This is a genomic window from Borreliella lanei, assembly GCF_014205895.1.
Classification (GTDB): Bacteria; Spirochaetota; Spirochaetia; order Borreliales; family Borreliaceae; genus Borreliella; species Borreliella lanei.
Window position 1 is genome coordinate 165,884 of record NZ_JACHFC010000001.1, and the last position, 18,498, is coordinate 184,381.

Sequence of the window (18,498 nt, forward strand, 5' to 3'; positions counted from 1 at the left end):
ATAAAGTACTACTTATAACATACTTCAAATAAATTAAAATTATAAATCAATTTTAGAAAAAAATTATTTACACTATAATATAATTTTATATGAATCTAGGGAAAAACAATCAAAGTATAATTAAAATTGGTAAAATATTTAAAAAAAACAACTACGAATTTTATTTAGTTGGAGGCGCTTTAAGAGACTTGCTACTCAATAAGCAACCTTACGATTTTGATTTTGCAACAAATGCAACTCCTGAAGAAATAATAACATTATTTCCAAATAACATTAAAACAGGCATAAAACATGGCACAATTGGCATTATTTTTAATAAAAAAATCTTTGAAATCACCACATACAGAATAGAAAAAGAATATGAAAACAACAGAGCCCCCAAACAAGTAGAATACACCAAAAATTTAATTAAAGATCTTGAAAGAAGAGATTTTACAATTAATGCAATTGCAATGGACATTTTTAACTTCAATGTAATAGATTGCTATAACGGGAAAAAAGACCTTAATAAGAAAATAATAAGATGCATAGGAAATCCAAATAAAAGACTTGAAGAAGATGCCCTTAGAATACTTAGAGCAGCAAGATTTTCATCCACGCTTAATTTTAACATTGAAAAAAATACTTTAATTTCAATGAAATATAAAAAAGAAAATATTTTAATGATTTCAAAAGAAAGAATAAAAAATGAATTTCACAAATTGTTAGAAGGGACAAACATACAAAAAGGAATTTATTATCTTAAAAAAGTTGATTTTTTTAAAAATTTTTTTAATCTAGAAATAAAAACAAAATTAATCAAAAAAATTGTCCTACTTGATAAAGACAAATTTTATCTAAAGGCAATCACAATATTGACAATTAAAAAACCTATAAAAGAGCTAAAAGAAAAATTAACTTTACTTAAATTCTCAAATAAAGAAATTAAGCTAATTTTATTTTATAGAAGCATAATCGATAATAACAATATTTTTAATGTCAAAAAACTAAGCGATATTAGATATTTGCTTAGCAAGAGCACAAGAGAACATTATAAAGAAATAATTGATATATACAAAGCGCTCAAAGGAAAAAATAAAAAATATTTATTTATAATAAAAAACATAAAAAGAAAACAATTGCTAAAAAATCCTCTCTCTTTAAAAGATTTAAAAATAAATGGAAAAGATATTCAAAATCTAGAACAAATAGAAAATAAAAATATAGGTAAAATTTTAAACACACTATTAAGCTGTGTAATTGAAAATCCCAAGCTTAATACTAAAAATTATCTTATAAAAAAAATTAAAACCTTAAAGGTTAATATTTTCCATAGCTTTTAAAGCTACTTCAGCAGCTCTCATTTCGGCTTCTTTTTTAGATTTGCCCTTTCCATTTGATATAAAATTTTCCCCAACATAAAGTTCAACACAAAAAACTTTATCATGATCTGGACCTATTTCCTTGTCTAGTTTATAACTTGGTGAGATTTTATATTTCTTTTGAACATATTCTTGCAACAAACTCTTATAATCTTTAAAATCACCTCTATTAAACATCAATCTTATATACATATCAAAAAGTCCAACCACAAATTCTGTTGCCCTTGAAAATCCACTATCAAGATAAATGGCACCTACAAAAGCTTCAATAGCATCTGCAAGAATGCCTTTTTTGTTTCGACCATCATTACTCTCCTCTCCTCTACCTAGCAAAATATAAGACCCAAGATTAATCTCTCTAGCAATATTAGATAGAGAATCTTCGCTAACAATATAAGATCTGGCCTTGCTGAGCTCTCCTTCACTTTTATTTGGATAAGTTTTATAAAGATGATCTGTAATAATCAAATTAAGCACAGAATCTCCCAAAAATTCTAATCTCTCATTATTGCTAGATCTTTGATCCAACTCATTAGAATATGACGAGTGGCTCAATGCTGTATTTAATAAATCAAAATTACTAAAATCAATGCTCAAATTTTCCAAAAATTCACTCAATTGAGCTTTTCTTTCACTAACCAAACAAAAATCGGAAGAATTTTTTTTCATCAACCTTTTCTCTTTTTAATAAAATTAACAACATCGCCTACCGTTTCAAATTCATTGGCTTCGTTCTCTGGGATTTTATCATCAAAGGCCTCTTCAAGCAAATACAAAAGCTCATAAATATCTAGACTATCTGCATTAAGATCCTCAACAAATCTAGAGTCTATAGTAATTTCATCTTCTTTTTTATCAAGTTGCTCAGATATAATAGACCTAACCTTGCTAAAAATTTCATCATTATCCATGAATACACCTTCCTTACTACAAGCTACAAACCTATTTCTAGATATTGGTTATTCCTATAATATCCACATTTTAAACAAATTCTATGTCTCACTCCAAGGTTACCACAATTAGAACATTCTTGAAATTGCGGAATTTTTTTCCTCATATTTATACTGCGCCTTGTTCTACTCCTAGACTTTGAAGGCTTAAATTTTGGAACAGCCATTACTTTCTCCTAACTACTTTTAAACTACATTAAATTATCTTAATAATATATATATTAACCAAGTCATTTGTCAATAAACTTAGATTTTAATCTATTGAACACCAATTCTGGAACAAAATTAGAAAGATCAACATCCTTTTTGCTCATCAATTCCTTTACAAAATCTGACCTTACATATAAATGTTCTGCACTACTTGGTAAAAATATAGTATCAATTTTAAAATTTAACTTATTATTAACAAGATATCTTTCAAACTCTATATCAAAATCATTAAAAGCCCTAATTCCCCTAACAATAAATTTAATAGAATTAATTAATGCATAATCAACAATAAACCCGCTATACCTATCTACAAGCACATTTGAAAAATTTAAAGACGAAATAACATCTTCTGTAAGGCTAAACCTCTCAATATCACTTAGCAAATATTTTTTTGATTTATTTTTAGCTACTAAAACAACAACTTTATCAAAAATAGCCAACGATCTTTTAATTAAATCAATATGGCCCCAGGTAATTGGATCAAAAGATCCTGGAAAAACTGCCACCTTCATATCAAGAAAGCCTAAACCCTCTATTAATATCTTTAAGAATTTTTTTACGCCATATTGGTTGTTCTTCTAAATTTTCAAATTCAATTTCTTTAATAATTTTGAAATATAAATATTCTCCTCTAGAAGATTTATCTACAATAAAAAATTTACCAGCACCTTTATAAACCAATTTCTCATTACTTGAAAGATTATTTTCAGCTGTTAATTTATTGATAACACAATCAAAATGAACAGGTTTATCTTCATTTTCAACCTTTAAGGACATGCTAAAAACAATATCATTTATTTTTTTTTCACAAATAGCACAAGAAACATCAAGATTTATTCTTGTTTTAAATTTTATACTTTTTCTTCTAAATTTACCTTTAAAAACATTTTGTTTATCTGTATTCAAAACAGTCGATCTATTATTAAAACTATTTGGCGAGGCAAAATTTTGATTTTTGCTCTCAGAATTTAATCTTTTATTCTTAAAACCATAAAAACGTTTATTGTGTTTCTGAAAATTGCTACTCTTGAACTTACTTTGAGTATATTTCAAAACTAACTCTCCTTAACGACAAAAAATAAATATTTAAGAACAAAATCAATCACATAGCTTGAAAGTTTTTTAAAAAATCAAAACTTTAAATCTTTAACTTTTTAAAGGCAAAAATACAATCAAACCCTCATTGAAATTTAATAAAAACGGTTAGTTAGTGCTCTTAATTATAATAAATACACGACCAAGCTTGCCAAAATTATTTCTTAAAACAGTAAAAATCCTACTAAATCTTGAATAAAAATTTACAAAACAAAAGATCAATCAAAAATAATTTTTAATCTCAATCTAATTTGATTCATCTTATGACATAATCTGCTAAAATATTTGAAATAATTAAAAACTAATGCTTAACTTTTTTAATATTAAGGCGCTCCTTTATCTTCATAGCAGCTTTACCAATTCTATTCCTCATATAATAAAGCTTTGCCCTTCTAACCTTTCCTCTTCTTAAAACTTCAACCTTTTCTATAATAGGAGAATATACTGGGAAAATTTTTTCAACACCTATCCCTGAAGAAATTTTTCTAATCAAAAATGTTTTTCCAATTCCCTTATTTTGGAAAGAAATAACAATCCCTTCAAAACTCTGCAACCTTTCATTACTACCTTCAATAATTTTATAAACAACCCTAACAGTATCTCCCACATTAAAGACAAAAGCCTCATTTTTCTTATTCTGAGCTTCAATTTTTCTTATCAAATCCATCATCTTCTCCTATTATCTCTAAATATTTAAGGTATAAATCATATCTATTTTTCTTAGTTTTTTCTCTAGCTTTAACAAGCCTCCAATTCTTTATATTTTCATGATGTCCTGAAACAAGAACTTTTGGAACCTTTATCCCCTTAAAATCATAGGGCCTGGTATAATGAGGATATTCAAGCAATCCATTTTTTACACCAAATGATTCTTCTAATAAAGAATTAGGATTTATTACTCCATCTAGCAACCTATATACACTATCTATTAAAACAAGAGCTGCAATCTCTCCTGAAGATAAAACATAATCTCCAATAGAAATCTCAAAATCAACATACAAATCTATAATACGTTGATCAATTCCTTCATATCTTCCACAAATTATAACAATTTCTTCTCTTTTTGACAAGGAATACGCCAACTCTTGGGTATACTTTATCCCAGAAGGACTTAAGAATATTGTTGTTTTCTTAGCAGATTCTACGTGCTCAAGAGCAAAAGAAATCGGCTCGGCCTTCAATACCATCCCAGCACCGCCTCCGTAAGGCAAATCATCACATCTTTTATGCTTATCTTTTGAAAAATCTCTAACATCAACAAGCTCAAAACTTACTATTCCCTTATTAATAGCCTTCTTCATTATTGAATTTTCAAAAAATGGTTTAATTATTGCTGGGAAAAGAGATAAAACCGTAAATTTCATTTTAAAAGATCTAAAACCTTAAGCTCAATTGTTTTTTCTTGAGCATTTATATCTCCAATATATATACTCAAAAAGGGAATAAAGAAAAATTTAATACCCACTTTGACCTCAAGAAATACACTATTTAAATATTCAAAAAAAGCTACAACTTCTCCTAGTTTTTTATTGTTATTAACAATGTCATAGCCAATCAGTTTTCCTAAATAATATTCGCCTTCTTTTAAACTCGATGCAAGCGAATCGTCAACCCACAATTCAAAACCAATCAATAGCCTAATTGCCTCTGGGGTATTAATCCCTTCAAACTTCAAATATAAAGAATTACCTTTTATATTAACACCTACAACTTTAACTTCAATAGTAGAACTATTGCTTTTTTTTAAAATAACTTTATTGTTTTTTAGATTAACAAAATCACAAAAATTATTGGATATGCTTTTAACCTTAGCATACCCATTAACTCCATAAGACGACAATATAACGCCTTTAATAAACATAAATTAATCTAAAATTTCCAATTGCACTCGCCTATTGGTTTTAGCAGCACAAGCCCCAAGCAAAGTTCTAATAGCTCGAGCAATACGCCCTCGTCTTCCGATTATCTTGCCCACATCGCTTTGAGAAACCCTTAATTCTAAAATAGTTGATTTTTCTCCTTCAATCACATTTAGCTTTACTTCATCTTCTTTATCTACAAGAGACTTTACTATAAACTCTATAAGTTCAATCTCATTCCCATACTCTTTCATCTAAACCTCCTGACTTTTCGCATTCAAGTTGTTTTTATTTAAAAGCATTTTCACTGTATCACTTAAAATTGCTCCCTTGCTTACCCAATCTTTCATTCTATCTTCCTTAATTTTTATTTGGTTTTGCTTTTCAACAGGATGATAATAACCGAGTTCTTCAATTGCTCTACCATCTCTAGGAGACGTAGAATTCATAACTACAATCCTATAATAAGGCCTTTTTTTAGCTCCCATTCTCTTCAATCTTATCTTAACGCTCAAATTTATTCCTCCTTATTTTCCCCAAAGGGATGCAATCTTATTTTGAAAATCTTTGTTTTTCATTTTTTTCATAATCAAAGTTGTTTGACTAAACTTTTTTATGAGCTTATTAACATCAAAAACAGTTGTTCCACTTCCCAAAGCTATTCTTTTTTTTCTTGAAGGATTATTCAAGATCACTGGATTTATTCTTTCTTTTTTAGTCATAGAAAGAATAATAGCTTCTTCTTTATTAAAACTTTCTTCATTTAAATTATTGCTATTCAGCATTGATTTTGAAACACCCGGTAAAAAACTTACAAAATTAGAAAACCCTCCTACTTGCCTAATGCGCCTAAATTGAATCAGATAGTCTTCGAAATTGAAATTAGCTTTATTAATTTTTTCTTCAAGCTTAATAGCCTCTTCTTTGTCAATAACACTTTGAACCTTCTCTACAAGACTAACAACATCCCCCATGCCAAGAATTCTAGAGGCAATTCTTTCTGGGTAAAAGGAATCAAGATCTTCAATTTTCTCTCCAACACCAATAAATTTAATAGGAACTGCACAAATACTTTTAAAAGATAATACAGCGCCCCCTCTAGTATCTGAATCAAACTTAGAAAATATTGCACCGGTAAGTCCAACATTCTCATTAAATTCCTTAGCAATATTTACAGCAACTTGCCCCGTCATAGAGTCTACCACTAAAATGGTTTCTGCGGGTTGCAAAATCCCCTTAATTTTTTTTATCTCTTCAACTAACAAAGATTCAATCTCAAGCCGCCCTCTAGTATCAACTATTACAGAATCAAAAAAATTAGACTCAGCAAACTTCATAGACGCTTTAATAACTTTAATAGGATCTTTTTCACCTTCAATTGAAAATACTGGAACACCTACTTGGCCGCCTAATATTTTTAACTGCTCCACAGCCGCCGCTCTAAACGTATCAGCAGCCACAAGAAGCACTTTTCTATTTTCCTTTTTAAGCTTTAAAGAAAGCTTGGCACATGTTGTAGTCTTACCAGAACCCTGAAGTCCCAGCATAAGAATATAAGATTGTTTATTGGCAGGATGTAAACTAAGCTCATAACTTTTGCCTCCCAAAAATTTAACAAGATTATCATTGACAATTTTAATAAACTGAGATTTAGGATCAATACCCCTTAAAACTTTTACTCCCTTGGATTCTTCAATTATAGAATTTAAAAAACGCCTTATAACTCTTAAGTTAACATCAGCATCAACTAAAGAATTTTTAATAATCTCAATAGCCTCGGCAATGTTTTTATCATTTATTGTAGATTTTCCAGAAAGATAGTTTATAAAATTTCTAAAATTTGACCCCAAACTTTCAAGCATTAAAAACAACCCTTATTCTCAAAAATAATCTTGTCAAATATAAGATACAAAAAAAGGCAATATTAATCAATATCTCCTCCTGTCAAATAAAATTTATTAAAAATAACACTAGAAGCAGGTCCAACAACAGAAACTTCGGTATCTAATGAACTAAGCTTTAATACTATATTCTCTTTATTGAGCTTTTTAATCTCTTCTTTTAACAAATCAAAAAAAGCTTTTAATTTAAAACTTTGACCATAGAGTACTAAATAATTAAAATCAAGCATTCTTTGAATATTAATAATAATTATTGCCAAATATTTAACAGTATCTTGCATAATTTTATTTATAAAATCATATTTTTCATAAAGAGAAAAAATGTCATATATTGTAACCTTTTTCAATCTACCCTCATACTTTTCATAAAGCTCAGGAATCTCACCATTCATAAACTCTTTTGAAATCAATCTCTGCAAAGCAAAATTAGATATTAGCATATTGACACAACCCTTATTACCACAAGTTGGACAATTTTTTTCTCCTTCATAATCAATTATCATGTGACTAACCATACCTGATTTATTATTAAAACCAGGATAAACATTGCCGCCTGACCAAATCGAAAGTTCAGCAGTATCTGTGTAATCAAAAAACATAATATTATCTATATTCTTACCCATAAATTCAGCAAGAGATAAATTTTTAACATAGCTTTCAAGATAAACTGTAAGTGAAAAGTATTCCTCAAGTATTCTCTTGACAGGAACATCTTTTTCAATCCATGCTCCATAACTATCATTAACAATGCCTAATTCTTTATCCTTTATTAACCCCGTAATACTAAAGCCTAAGCCAATAAACTTATCTCTTGAGAAATTATGTTTCCAAATAATTTCTATCATATGATCTTTTATTTTCTCTAAAATATCATAAGCACTAACTGGGGGCTCAAAAGAATGAGTTTCGCTTATTAAAACCTCGCATTTAAGATTAGCAATACCTATTTGAAAATAATTGCTAGAAATAATAACTCCCATTGAATACGCATAATCTTTATTAATGTCAAGAAGTATTTCTTTTCGTCCATGTTTTTTAACATCAGACACCCTAGAACCAACTTCAATCAAAAGATTTTCTTTTATCATTTGATTAGTTAAAATAGTAACTGCAGCATTTGTCAAGCTTAACTTACGAGCTAAGTCTGTTCTTGAATATTGCATATTTTTCAGACTAAGAAGAATTTTTCTTCTATTTCCGCCTCTAATTGAAACCATATTTTCACCCTGCATATTACACCTCCTTTATTTTTAAAATAAAAAAATATTATAAAATATCATATTGAAAAAACCAATACAATATTATATCTATTCACAAAAGACAAAAATGCCTTTATAAGGCTAAAAAATATTTTACATCATAATATCACATTCATAAACTATCAAAAACTTAAAGCTTGACAAAAAAAGGAATAAAATCATTTTTACATAAAAACTCATCAATAAAAATTAATTGGGTTTAAAAATAATAAACACAAGAAAAGCCATTTATCCTTAAAAACTAATAACCTTAACTTACTTTTTCTTTAAAATAAGAAAATTCCATAGTAAAACTGCCCCTTCCTTTAGTAGAACTTCTTAAAATAGAAGCATACCCAAAAAGTTTCTCAAACGCCGCTTCTGATTTTATCAAATCATACCCTCCAATATTGTTAACTGAATGAATGACGCCCCCTATAACATTTAATGTAGAAATAATTTCTCCCGTATGCTCAATGGGTGTTCTAATTTCTAATAACATTATTGGCTCAAGTCTAATAGGATCTGATTTTTGAAAAATACTATGAAAAGCAAATCCTGAAATTGACTCAAAAGCACTCTCGCTAATCTTATTCGCCCCACAAACAATAGAAAAAATACTAACATTAATATCAATAATAGGATATCCAAAAATTCCACTTACAAATGCGGCTGTAATTCCCCTCAATATTGCAGACTTAATTACAGGTTCAACACCACATTCAAAATCAATTTTATTTCCTTCGCCTCGTGACAAAGGTTTAATGATCATTCCAATTTTAAAATCAATATTCTTGCCAGCAAAAATATTGTTAAACTCAAAAACCTCTTTTACAATTTTGCCAGCACTTTCTCTGTAACTTACTTGAGGCTTTCCTGTATAAACATTAAGATTAAATTCATCTTTAATTCTTGTCAAAATAATCTCAAGATGTAATTCGCCCATTCCAGATATAATCAATTGCCCTGTTTCTTTGCTCTCAGAATAACTAAAGGTAGGATCTTCTTTAGATATTATTTCAAAAATTTCCTTTAGTCTAACCTCGTCTGATGATCTTTCAGGCTCAACAGACATTAAAACAACAGGCTCTGGAAACATAACAGACTCAAGTAAAACATTATTGTTTTCTTCAACAAGAGTATCTCCTGTAACAGAAAACTTTAATCCCAAAACAGCACCAATATCACCTGTTTTTACACAATCTATTTGTTCATTTTTATTCGAAAAAACTCTAAAAATTTTTGTAAACTTTTCACGCTTGCCATTTGAAGCATTGATAATTTTTTTATTAGAATTAATCTCACCAGAATAAACTCTAACAAAATAAAGATGAGCAGCAATTACACTTGAATATTGAACTTTAAAAACAAGAGCTGACAATTTTTTATTTTCATTAGGATCAACTAAAATTTTTTTATTTTCATCTAAAGAAAAAGCACTAAAACTTTTTTCAAAAGGACTTGGCAAGTAATCTACAATCGAATCAATCAAAGGCTCTATTCCAATATTTTTTAAACTAGTTCCCATTAAAACAGGAATAATAAATCTAGAAACAGTACCTCTTCTAATCTCTTTTTTAATAATGTCTAAGCCAATCTCTTTATCTTCAAGAAATAATTGAGTAATTTCTTCGCTAAATTGGCTAAGGATGTCTATTATTTTTTTTTTTAAAAGAATCACTTTTTCAACAAATTCTTCTCTAATTTGACTATAAGTTAATTTTGGAATTCCATTTTCCATTGAAAAATGAAGCTCTTTATTTAAAATAATATCAACTACTCCTTCAAAATTACTTTCATTTCCAATTGGAATTTGCAAAACTAAAGGAATAGTTTTAAATTTATTTTCAATATCTCCCACAACTTTAAAAAAATCAGCACCTATTCTATCCATCTTATTAACATAAGCAAGTCGTGGGATTTCATATTTTTCTGCCTGTTTCCATACAGTTTCTGTTTGGGCTTGAATTCCATCAACAGCACTAAAAATAACAACACCGCCATCAAGAACCCGAAGAGACCTTTCAACTTCTGCCGTAAAATCAACATGCCCAGGGGTATCAATAATGTTTATTTGGCAATCCTTCCAATGGCAAGTAATGGCAGCTGAACTAATAGTAATTCCTCTTTCTTGCTCTTGAGGCATCCAATCAGTAATAGTGTTTCCTGAATCTACATCCCCCATTTTATGACTTTTGCCAGTATAATAAATAATTCTTTCTGTGGTAGTAGTTTTTCCAGCATCAATATGAGCCATAATTCCAATATTTCTAATACTCATAAATCCCTCAACACTACTACAGCCTCAATGCAGATAAACTCATTATTACAAGTTAAACCTTTCAATAAAATTGCTATTTTGTATCGCACTCACAACATTTACTTTCATTCTCATCGTGACAAAAACAACCGCAATTTTCAAGCAGCGCCTTATGCATCCATAAATGTTTCTCAAGATCACTCATGATATCATCCATAATATTAGCAGTACCATAATCACAAGCAGTATCGATCAATTTTCTCATTCCAAAAATATTTTTCAAAATCTCAGAAAGACTGCAAACAATGCTTTGCATTGAAGGTAAAAAATTGGATGTTGATTCAATATCAAGTTCCTTAATAAAAGATTTTTTCATAAACTCAGAATATCTAAATTCAGAATCATATCCAAGCATTCTTGAGCGTTCTGCAACAATATCAATAATTTTTTCAATATATTCATAAAGTTTTTGAGTTTTTTTGTGAATAACAAAGAAATTGGTATCTTTTATATTCCAATGAATACCTCTTAAATTAGAATAAAAAATATGCAAACTTGCCAACAATTCTTGTAGTTTTAATTGTATTACTTCTAAATCATCCTTTTTTATATAGCTTAAATACTTTTCCATAAGTATCTCCTTTATATAATCATTATAATACATAATGAGATATAATTATAATTTTAATACCATAATAAATAAAAAGGATATTTAATGAAAATATTGATTTTAATTTTTACATTGTTTTTATCTCAAGCATGCAATTTAAATACAATGCACCCAATAAACACAAAAGAAGATATGAAAATTCTATATTCAGAAATTGCTGAATTGAGAAAAAATTTAAATCTAAACCATCTAGAAATAGATGAAACTCTTGAAAAAGTTGCAAAAGAATATGCCATTAAACTGGGAGAAAATAGAACGCTAACTCATACCCTTTTTGGCACAACACCAATGGAAAGAATACATAAATACGATAAATCTTTTAATTTGACAAGAGAAATACTGGCATCAGGAATTGAACTTAACAGAGTAGTTAATGCATGGCTTAATAGCCCAAGCCACAAAGAAGCTCTTATTAATACAGATACTGACAAAATGGGTGGCTATAGATTAAAAACAGCAGACAATATAGATATATTTGTAGTTCTTTTTGGAAAAAGAAAATATAAGAATTGACACCATTAAAGATTATACTGTATACTACTTATTAGTGGTAAAAGGGCTCATAGCTCAGTTGGTCAGAGCGCCTGCCTTACAAGCAGGATGTCGGGAGTTCGAATCTCTCTGGGCCCAAAAATAATCTAGACCTCAATTATTTTTAGCTCTAAAAGTAAGGTTATTTTAGAATTTTTAAGTATATTATTTAATTCTTTTTGTACTGCATTGGCTTTTCTTAGATTTTCAAAAAGAAAAATAAACGCTCCCCCTTTACCAGCACCACTTAACTTGCCAGAAAGAGCGCCCAATTCGATTCCCTTACTTATAAGCCAATCAAGAGCATCATTAGACAATCCCAAACGTCTTAAGCAATATTGTGCAATATTCATTTCATTTGCTAAAGAATACACATCCTTATTCTGAAAAGAAATATAAGAATTGTTTACTGTAAGACCAAGCTTTTCAATAAAAACAAATAAATCAGCATTAGATAATATCCGTTTTTTTAAATTAACCACTATTTCTTTAGTCGTAAAATCTCTTTTTATCGCTCCTATTAAAAAATAAAAACCAGAATCTTTTATTTTTTTTGAATGTAAAACATCTTCTTTTTTCTCTAAATAAAAAGTTCCACCAAGATCAATTAGCCTAATATCCATTCCAGAAGATTTGCCATGAAAAATGTTTTCAATTTGATTTGCCAACAAAATTTTATTACAATCCCTATATTCAAAATGACTTGTAATATACTCTGCAAAGCATAAACTAAGACTAGCAGAAGAACCAAGTCCGACTCCAATAGGAATTTCAGAAATTACAGCAAACTCAATCGGATTAACTTTACTATAATTTGAAACAATAAAATTTATAAGGCTATTTAATCTTGTACTGGATTTTCCTAAATATTTCCAATTTTTAGAAACACTATAAACCAGATCCATATAAATTGGAACTGTAGCTCCAATAACTGGGAACCCGTAAACAGCGCTATGTTCGCCTAAGAACAATATTTTAGCGGGCTTTCTTATTCTTAGCATTTATCGCTTTCAAACTTAATGCCTTCATGTTCTAAAACAATTGGAATAATTTTTGACAAATCAAAAGCTTTAACATTAGGCCTGTAAACTAAAAAAGTTTCATTTCCGGCGCCTAAAGCTTTAATCAAATCACATTGACCCACAAGGTGATCAAAACTTGAGGGCAAATCTGCCGAAACTCCTATTGCCTCTCCAATTGCCAAGCCCAATTCTTTAGCCCTTCTTAAACTAGAAATTAATGCAGATTTAGAATTACTAACATTTAAAACAAGTTTTTTCATCTCCAAATTGCATTTAAATATAAAATCTAAAATAGAATCTCTGTGTTTATTGTATTCACAAATAGAAGCAGTGGTTTTAATTGCTTGCAAACCCTGCATTAAATAAAAATCATTAAACTCTACAGCATCTATCTGCCTGCATTTAGGATTAAAACCGCCTTCAAACTCAATAACACCCCCAAAAATACTAGTAGCAATATCATATCCACTACCTATTCCTCCTTGAGAGTGCCTGTAAGCCTCCAAACAATATTTAAAAATTTCATCCTTTTCAACAACATTAGTAGCATTATAAATTAAAAAAAGCCCACACACTATACCAATAGCAACAACAGCACTTGAGCCAAATCCCTTTTTAGTTCCATTATTAAAGAAAAAATTACTTGTATCAATATATACATCATATGCAAAGTTATCTAGATTAAAAAAACAATTTTGATTCAAATAAGTAAACATTTTAAAAACAAAATCGTTTCTATTTTCTATTAAAGAAAAATCGTCTATCTCTTTCTTTTTGCTAAAAAACCGCCAAGAATCGCTCTTTTTAAAAGAAAAAAATGCTCTCTTGTTGATGGCAATTGCCAACCCCAATCCCTTTTCCTCTAAAATAGTATACTCTCCCATTAAAAGTAAATTCCCAGGCACAGAAAAACTAATCAAATCCATTCTAAGTCACGCCCAACCTTTGAAACAATAAAATCAATGCCAGCAAAATTTTTCTTAAGTCCTTTTAAAATAGTATTTAAATTTTTCTCCAAACAAAGAAACTTTACTTGGGGGCCTGCATCCATTGTCTCAAATACAAAAATCCCCTCATTTCTCAAACTAGCAGCATACCTAATTAAATCCATTGTACTATTTTTAAAATAAAAAATAGAAGATGCAAACATTAAGGCAAACATATTCTGATAACTTTTTACAATATTTGCTCCAAAATGTATAAAATCTTTTTTTAAAAAAAAATATAAAGCATCTTTAAAAATCTTTTTACTAGAGGCAATCCAAGCATCATAATAAAATTCATGCCGTTTACAAATATTCATTGCGGCTCTTGAAGACAATTCTTTTTCATTAGTATCAATTATGGCAAATATTATTCGCAAATCATTAAAATAAGATTGATCTCTTAATTGAAAAGATTCTTTTGAACCCTCTTTTAAAATGGTAAACCCCCCGTAAATAGCCCTTGCCGCAGAAGCTGATCCTACTCTTGCAAGATTAGATGCACTATTGCAAGAATATTTATTAAAATATTTCAAAATACAAGCAGCAATAGAAGCAAAACCTGAACTTGAACTTGCAAGGCCTGCTGATGTTGGAAAATTATTTTCACTTTTAATTTTAAATCTAACATTCGGCTCACTAAGAATTTTTCTTGCATAATCAAAAAACACCTTTTCTCTATTTTTCAATATAACTGGCTTTGAATTTAAAATTATTTCATCTCGATCTGAAAGTTCAAGCTCACTTATTGAATAAAACTTATCAACACTAACGGCAAGACTAGAAGTCGCTGGAATGTTTAAAAGAACATCCTTCTTGCCCCAATATTTAATTAAAGCCAAGCTTGCATGAACTTTACACTTTATTTTCATTTTCTAACCTTATTTTCTTCAAAATTTTAAAAGCAAAATCAAAAGAATAAATATTCATTCTTTCCATTTCCAATAATAATTTGTCTTTCTCGAAATCAGAAATATTATATTTTGTCTTTAAAAGGTAGAACACTTTATCAACATGCAATCTCATGTGACCCTTTTGAATCCCATTAAATGCAAGAGCCCTTAATGCTGCAAAATTACTAGCAAGTCCAACACAAGAGAGAATGCCAATAAATTCGCTCTTACTATTTACATTAATAATTCTAAAACTTAAAATTGAAGCTTCACTAAAAGATATAACCCCACCCTTAGTTCCAACTTGCAAAGGAATTTCAATTTCTCCAACCAAAGCATTGTCAGTCGTATAAAATTTACTAAGGGGAAGATATTTGCCGCTTTTTGAAGCAAATCTATGGACAGAGGCCTCAAGAGCTCTTGTATCATTAAAAGTTGCAAGACATACTCCTGTAATTCCGTTCATAATACCTTTATTATTAGTAACAGCTCGCTCCTCTTCGTAAAAACCTATACTAGAAATAAGTTCGATTTTTTTCGCCAAATTCCAAGAATCCTCTTTATCCGGTAGCAAATACTTAAAATCTAAAACAAAATGGGCTTTGGCTGTAAATTCACTAATATCATTGCTTAAAACTTTTAAAACACACTCATATCCGAATTCTAAAAAAATGGATTCTGCTACACGCTCTGCAATTGAGTTTAGCAAATTAGCACCCATAGCATCACAAGTATCCACATAAAGATTCAATTTTTGAATACCAAGCTCTTTAATGTACCTAGTTGACAACCTTCTAAATCCACCCCCCCTTCGATTCATATTGGTTAAAAGAGGTTCAATCCAGATCTTGATTTTATCGTCAAGATCAACAAAAATATTACTTAAATCTTTTCCCGATTTTATATAAACTTGAGAAATTCCCAACACTTCCCCCAAAGAATACCTCAAATCAGCATTTTCAAGAATTTTTGCCGCAAAATTTAAGGCAGCAACAACAGAAGATTCTTCTGTTGCAATTGGCAAAGAATAATATTTGCCATTTATTTTTAAATTTTTTACAATTCCAATAGGAAAAGATAAATATCCAATATAATTTTCTATCATATTAAAAAGAAAATCTTCATTGGCACTATTATAAAAAAAATCTTTAAAAGATAATCCCAAAAAACTTTTTATCTCTTGCCTTTTTTCTAAAACACTTTTATGTCTAAAATTTTTACTAAGTTCCATAAAACTGCTTAAAGACTCCAAGCTCATCAAGCAAATAACTACTCAAAAAATACTTATTATTTCTAAGTTCTGACAAACTTTTGCTGCCACTTAAAAACATAGACATTTTTAAAATATGTTCATAATCAGAAAAAAGACTAAATACAGCATCTTCTCCTGAATCATAAAAAGCCCTAAGAACAACTGCTGCAACACCTACAAGCCTAGCTCCAAGGGCAATGCCTTTAGCAATATCCATACCTGTCTCATATCCACCAGATGCAAAAATATTAGCCTTTAGAGAATCATCAACACTAAGTAAAGTAAAAATAGAAGGAATACCCCAATCAGAAAAACAAGATGCAATGTTTGGATTATTACCCTTTATGCCTTCTACTAAAATCCAATTGGTTCCACCACTCCCCGCAAGATCAATATAAGAAACGCCAAGACTGAATAATTCCTTAACGTCTTTTGGTGAAATTCCAAAACCTGTCTCTTTGACAATTAATGGAACACTTAAAAAGTTAGACAATTTAGCTATCGACTCTCTTATTCCTTTAAAATTTCTGTCTCCATTAACATTCATCAATTCTTGCCCTGCATTAAGATGAACAATAATTGCATCAACTTCTAATCTCTTGATCATTTCAGCTATTTTAGAAATACCAAACTCAACAATCTGAACAGCACCAACATTGGCAAACAAAGGAATATTATGAGCATACCTCTTAAGAGCAAAGTCTTTTATGTATTCGGGATACTTAAACAAAAGCTTAAAAGAACCTAAGCCCATAGGAATTTTTAAATAATTTGCAATTCTAACTAAAGATTTATTAAAATCATTCCCCTCTTTACTGCCTCCTGTCATAGAGGAAATAAAAACAGGCATGCTAATAGTGTATCCAAATATCTCTTCTTTTGTATTTATCTCAGAAAAATTAAAATCACTAAGAGCATTATGTTTTAGCTTGATAAACTCTAAGAAATTGCAGCCACTTTTAACATTATTTTTATTTAAACAAATCTCAATATGTCTTTTTTTATTTTCTAATATATTAGGCTCGATACCCATAAACTCGGTATCCATCATTCCTTAGTTCTTTTAAATAAAATCCTCTAGATTCACTAGGAACTATTTTATTTTGAAAAAAATCTTTATATTCTTCAAAATTTGCATTATTTCTATTTTTTATAAGTCCATCAAGATCCCACAATTTAACAACATCAAAAGCACTCTTTTCAATGGTAAGTTCATAAATAACCATAATATTGCCAGATCCATAAGAACAAAATAATATCTTTTCTCCTGTAATATCTTTCTTGGAAAATACTCTTTTTAAATAAAATGCTAAAGATAGAAAAATTGAACCTGTATACAAATTCCCCACTTCCATAGCAGCTTCAACGCCATCGTAAAAATCTATTGACTCTAAATAAGCATTTCTAACAGATTCGTCATCACTATAATATTTTTTCAAAATATAATGCATTGAATCTATTGGCATTTTAGCAAAAGGAACATGTAAAACAAATCTATAATTAGAAAATAAATCTTTCATACTAAGTTGCTTTTTGAAAGCAAAATCTCTTAAAGCATTTTCGTTTGCATTATTGTAACATTCAACTGAATATTGACCTCTTACCTTAGCTTCAACACTTCCAAAAGGCCTAAAAAAATCATCAACATCATCAGTATAAACTCCAAATTCAGATAAATTGATCGAGAGTAGCTTTGGATTTTTTTCAACCAAAATTGCAGTTGCACCAGCACCTTGAGTAATCTCAGCCGTAGTAAGATTGCTATAATGCGCAATATCTGAAGAAAAAACTATGCCATATTCAGAATTATTAGAATGGCTTAAAACACTTGCTACAGTGTGTAAAGACATAGCAGCACCAGCGCACGCATGCTGAACTTGGAAAGTTAAAAAATTATTCCCCAGACAAATACCAGACTGCTTTAAAGCTCCAAAAACATAAGAAGAAATTGCTTTTGAATGATCAACACCTGTCTCAGTTCCACCCAAAAGCATTCTAATTTTGCTTAAATCAAGATTATTATTATCAAAAATAAGTTTAACAGCCGAACTTGCCATCGTTACACTATCCTCATTAGGACTGGTAAACCTAAAACCTTTTTGCAAGGTAGCATCTATTGCTCTATTGATTTTCTTAAAAAGAACTTCATTAGAAGAATATAAAGGATTTTCCAAAAGAACAGAAAAATCTAAATAATTTAAAGGTAAAAAAATTCTAATATCACTAATACCTATTTTCATATATTCCTCAATGAATTAATGGACTTAAGTATT

Annotated in this window: 22 protein-coding genes and 1 tRNA gene; 3 read left to right on the plus strand and 20 right to left on the minus strand. The window is 29.3% G+C overall.

The features are described from left to right. Positions 1-89: 89 nt before the first annotated feature. On the plus strand, positions 90-1,322 hold the full coding sequence (locus HNQ06_RS00730) for a CCA tRNA nucleotidyltransferase (RefSeq protein ID WP_184106965.1): 1,233 nt from the start codon (positions 90-92) through the stop codon (positions 1,320-1,322). On the opposite strand, the gene rnc is transcribed toward HNQ06_RS00730, so the two are convergent. The 14 genes from rnc to napA all read right to left on the minus strand — a co-directional run bounded on the left by rnc (position 1,293) and on the right by napA (position 11,505). Next, positions 1,293-2,030 carry a ribonuclease III gene (gene rnc / locus HNQ06_RS00735; protein WP_184106967.1) on the minus strand — a complete coding sequence of 246 codons (738 nt, stop codon included), beginning with the start codon at positions 2,028-2,030 and terminating at the stop codon, positions 1,293-1,295. The genes HNQ06_RS00730 and rnc overlap by 30 nt on opposite strands. Then, positions 2,030-2,272, minus strand: coding sequence for an acyl carrier protein (acpP, locus tag HNQ06_RS00740; RefSeq protein WP_004789379.1), 243 nt, complete (start codon positions 2,270-2,272; stop codon positions 2,030-2,032). The genes rnc and acpP overlap by 1 nt, the downstream gene beginning before the upstream one ends. A gap of 23 nt (positions 2,273-2,295) precedes the next feature. Continuing rightward, a complete protein-coding gene (gene rpmF, locus HNQ06_RS00745; protein ID WP_002557290.1) occupies positions 2,296-2,478 on the minus strand; it encodes a 50S ribosomal protein L32 in 183 nt (60 codons plus the stop codon). Positions 2,479-2,541: 63 nt separating this feature from the next. Next, positions 2,542-3,033: a pantetheine-phosphate adenylyltransferase gene (gene coaD, locus HNQ06_RS00750; protein ID WP_184106969.1), complete on the minus strand. Its 492-nt coding sequence runs from the start codon at positions 3,031-3,033 to the stop codon at positions 2,542-2,544. A 1-nt stretch (position 3,034) separates the two neighbouring features. After that, positions 3,035-3,574, minus strand: a complete 540-nt coding sequence (locus HNQ06_RS00755; RefSeq protein ID WP_184106971.1) for a hypothetical protein — start codon at positions 3,572-3,574, stop codon at positions 3,035-3,037. Between the two features lie 343 nt (positions 3,575-3,917). Beyond that, positions 3,918-4,283, minus strand: coding sequence for a 50S ribosomal protein L19 (gene rplS, locus HNQ06_RS00760; protein WP_002557286.1), 366 nt, complete (start codon positions 4,281-4,283; stop codon positions 3,918-3,920). Next, positions 4,261-4,980 (minus strand): tRNA (guanosine(37)-N1)-methyltransferase TrmD, encoded by a 720-nt coding sequence (gene trmD, locus HNQ06_RS00765; RefSeq protein WP_184106974.1) that lies wholly within the window; start codon positions 4,978-4,980, stop codon positions 4,261-4,263. Before trmD ends, rplS begins: the two co-directional genes overlap by 23 nt. Then, positions 4,977-5,477 carry a ribosome maturation factor RimM gene (rimM, locus tag HNQ06_RS00770; RefSeq protein ID WP_184106975.1) on the minus strand — a complete coding sequence of 167 codons (501 nt, stop codon included), beginning with the start codon at positions 5,475-5,477 and terminating at the stop codon, positions 4,977-4,979. The genes trmD and rimM overlap by 4 nt, the downstream gene beginning before the upstream one ends. A gap of 3 nt (positions 5,478-5,480) precedes the next feature. Continuing rightward, entirely contained in the window at positions 5,481-5,729 is a 249-nt protein-coding gene (locus HNQ06_RS00775) for a KH domain-containing protein (RefSeq protein WP_002557283.1), read from the minus strand. Beyond that, positions 5,730-5,990, minus strand: coding sequence for a 30S ribosomal protein S16 (gene rpsP / locus HNQ06_RS00780; RefSeq protein ID WP_184106976.1), 261 nt, complete (start codon positions 5,988-5,990; stop codon positions 5,730-5,732). It lies immediately after the preceding gene. Positions 5,991-6,002: 12 nt separating this feature from the next. Next, positions 6,003-7,337, minus strand: coding sequence for a signal recognition particle protein (ffh, locus tag HNQ06_RS00785; RefSeq protein WP_184106978.1), 1,335 nt, complete (start codon positions 7,335-7,337; stop codon positions 6,003-6,005). Positions 7,338-7,399: 62 nt separating this feature from the next. After that, positions 7,400-8,608: a host adaptation transcriptional regulator BadR gene (badR, locus tag HNQ06_RS00790; RefSeq protein ID WP_184106980.1), complete on the minus strand. Its 1,209-nt coding sequence runs from the start codon at positions 8,606-8,608 to the stop codon at positions 7,400-7,402. A gap of 277 nt (positions 8,609-8,885) precedes the next feature. Further along, positions 8,886-10,895, minus strand: a complete 2,010-nt coding sequence (fusA, locus tag HNQ06_RS00795) for an elongation factor G (protein WP_184106981.1) — start codon at positions 10,893-10,895, stop codon at positions 8,886-8,888. A gap of 73 nt (positions 10,896-10,968) precedes the next feature. Then, positions 10,969-11,505 carry a neutrophil-activating protein NapA gene (napA, locus tag HNQ06_RS00800; protein WP_184106982.1) on the minus strand — a complete coding sequence of 179 codons (537 nt, stop codon included), beginning with the start codon at positions 11,503-11,505 and terminating at the stop codon, positions 10,969-10,971. A gap of 84 nt (positions 11,506-11,589) precedes the next feature. On the opposite strand from napA, the gene HNQ06_RS00805 reads away from it, so the two are divergent. Beyond that, a complete protein-coding gene (locus tag HNQ06_RS00805; RefSeq protein ID WP_184106983.1) occupies positions 11,590-12,057 on the plus strand; it encodes a BB0689 family surface lipoprotein in 468 nt (155 codons plus the stop codon). A gap of 43 nt (positions 12,058-12,100) precedes the next feature. Beyond that, positions 12,101-12,174 (plus strand) — tRNA-Val (locus HNQ06_RS00810). Between the two features lie 8 nt (positions 12,175-12,182). Here HNQ06_RS00810 and mvk read toward each other — a convergent pair. From mvk to HNQ06_RS00840, 6 genes are read right to left on the minus strand one after another with little or no spacing between them, the layout of a single operon-like run. Further along, entirely contained in the window at positions 12,183-13,076 is an 894-nt protein-coding gene (mvk, locus tag HNQ06_RS00815) for a mevalonate kinase (RefSeq protein ID WP_184106984.1), read from the minus strand. Next, a complete protein-coding gene (locus HNQ06_RS00820; protein ID WP_184106985.1) occupies positions 13,070-14,023 on the minus strand; it encodes a GHMP family kinase ATP-binding protein in 954 nt (317 codons plus the stop codon). Before HNQ06_RS00820 ends, mvk begins: the two co-directional genes overlap by 7 nt. Next, positions 14,014-14,952: a diphosphomevalonate decarboxylase gene (gene mvaD, locus HNQ06_RS00825; RefSeq protein WP_184106987.1), complete on the minus strand. Its 939-nt coding sequence runs from the start codon at positions 14,950-14,952 to the stop codon at positions 14,014-14,016. Before mvaD ends, HNQ06_RS00820 begins: the two co-directional genes overlap by 10 nt. Then, complete coding sequence (locus HNQ06_RS00830; protein ID WP_246343336.1) at positions 14,936-16,204, minus strand: hydroxymethylglutaryl-CoA reductase, degradative; 1,269 nt, start codon at positions 16,202-16,204, stop codon at positions 14,936-14,938. The genes mvaD and HNQ06_RS00830 overlap by 17 nt, the downstream gene beginning before the upstream one ends. Beyond that, positions 16,194-17,258 (minus strand): type 2 isopentenyl-diphosphate Delta-isomerase, encoded by a 1,065-nt coding sequence (fni, locus tag HNQ06_RS00835; RefSeq protein ID WP_184107322.1) that lies wholly within the window; start codon positions 17,256-17,258, stop codon positions 16,194-16,196. Before fni ends, HNQ06_RS00830 begins: the two co-directional genes overlap by 11 nt. Further along, positions 17,242-18,465 (minus strand): hydroxymethylglutaryl-CoA synthase, encoded by a 1,224-nt coding sequence (locus HNQ06_RS00840; RefSeq protein ID WP_184106990.1) that lies wholly within the window; start codon positions 18,463-18,465, stop codon positions 17,242-17,244. Before HNQ06_RS00840 ends, fni begins: the two co-directional genes overlap by 17 nt. Between the last annotated feature and the right edge of the window lie 33 nt (positions 18,466-18,498).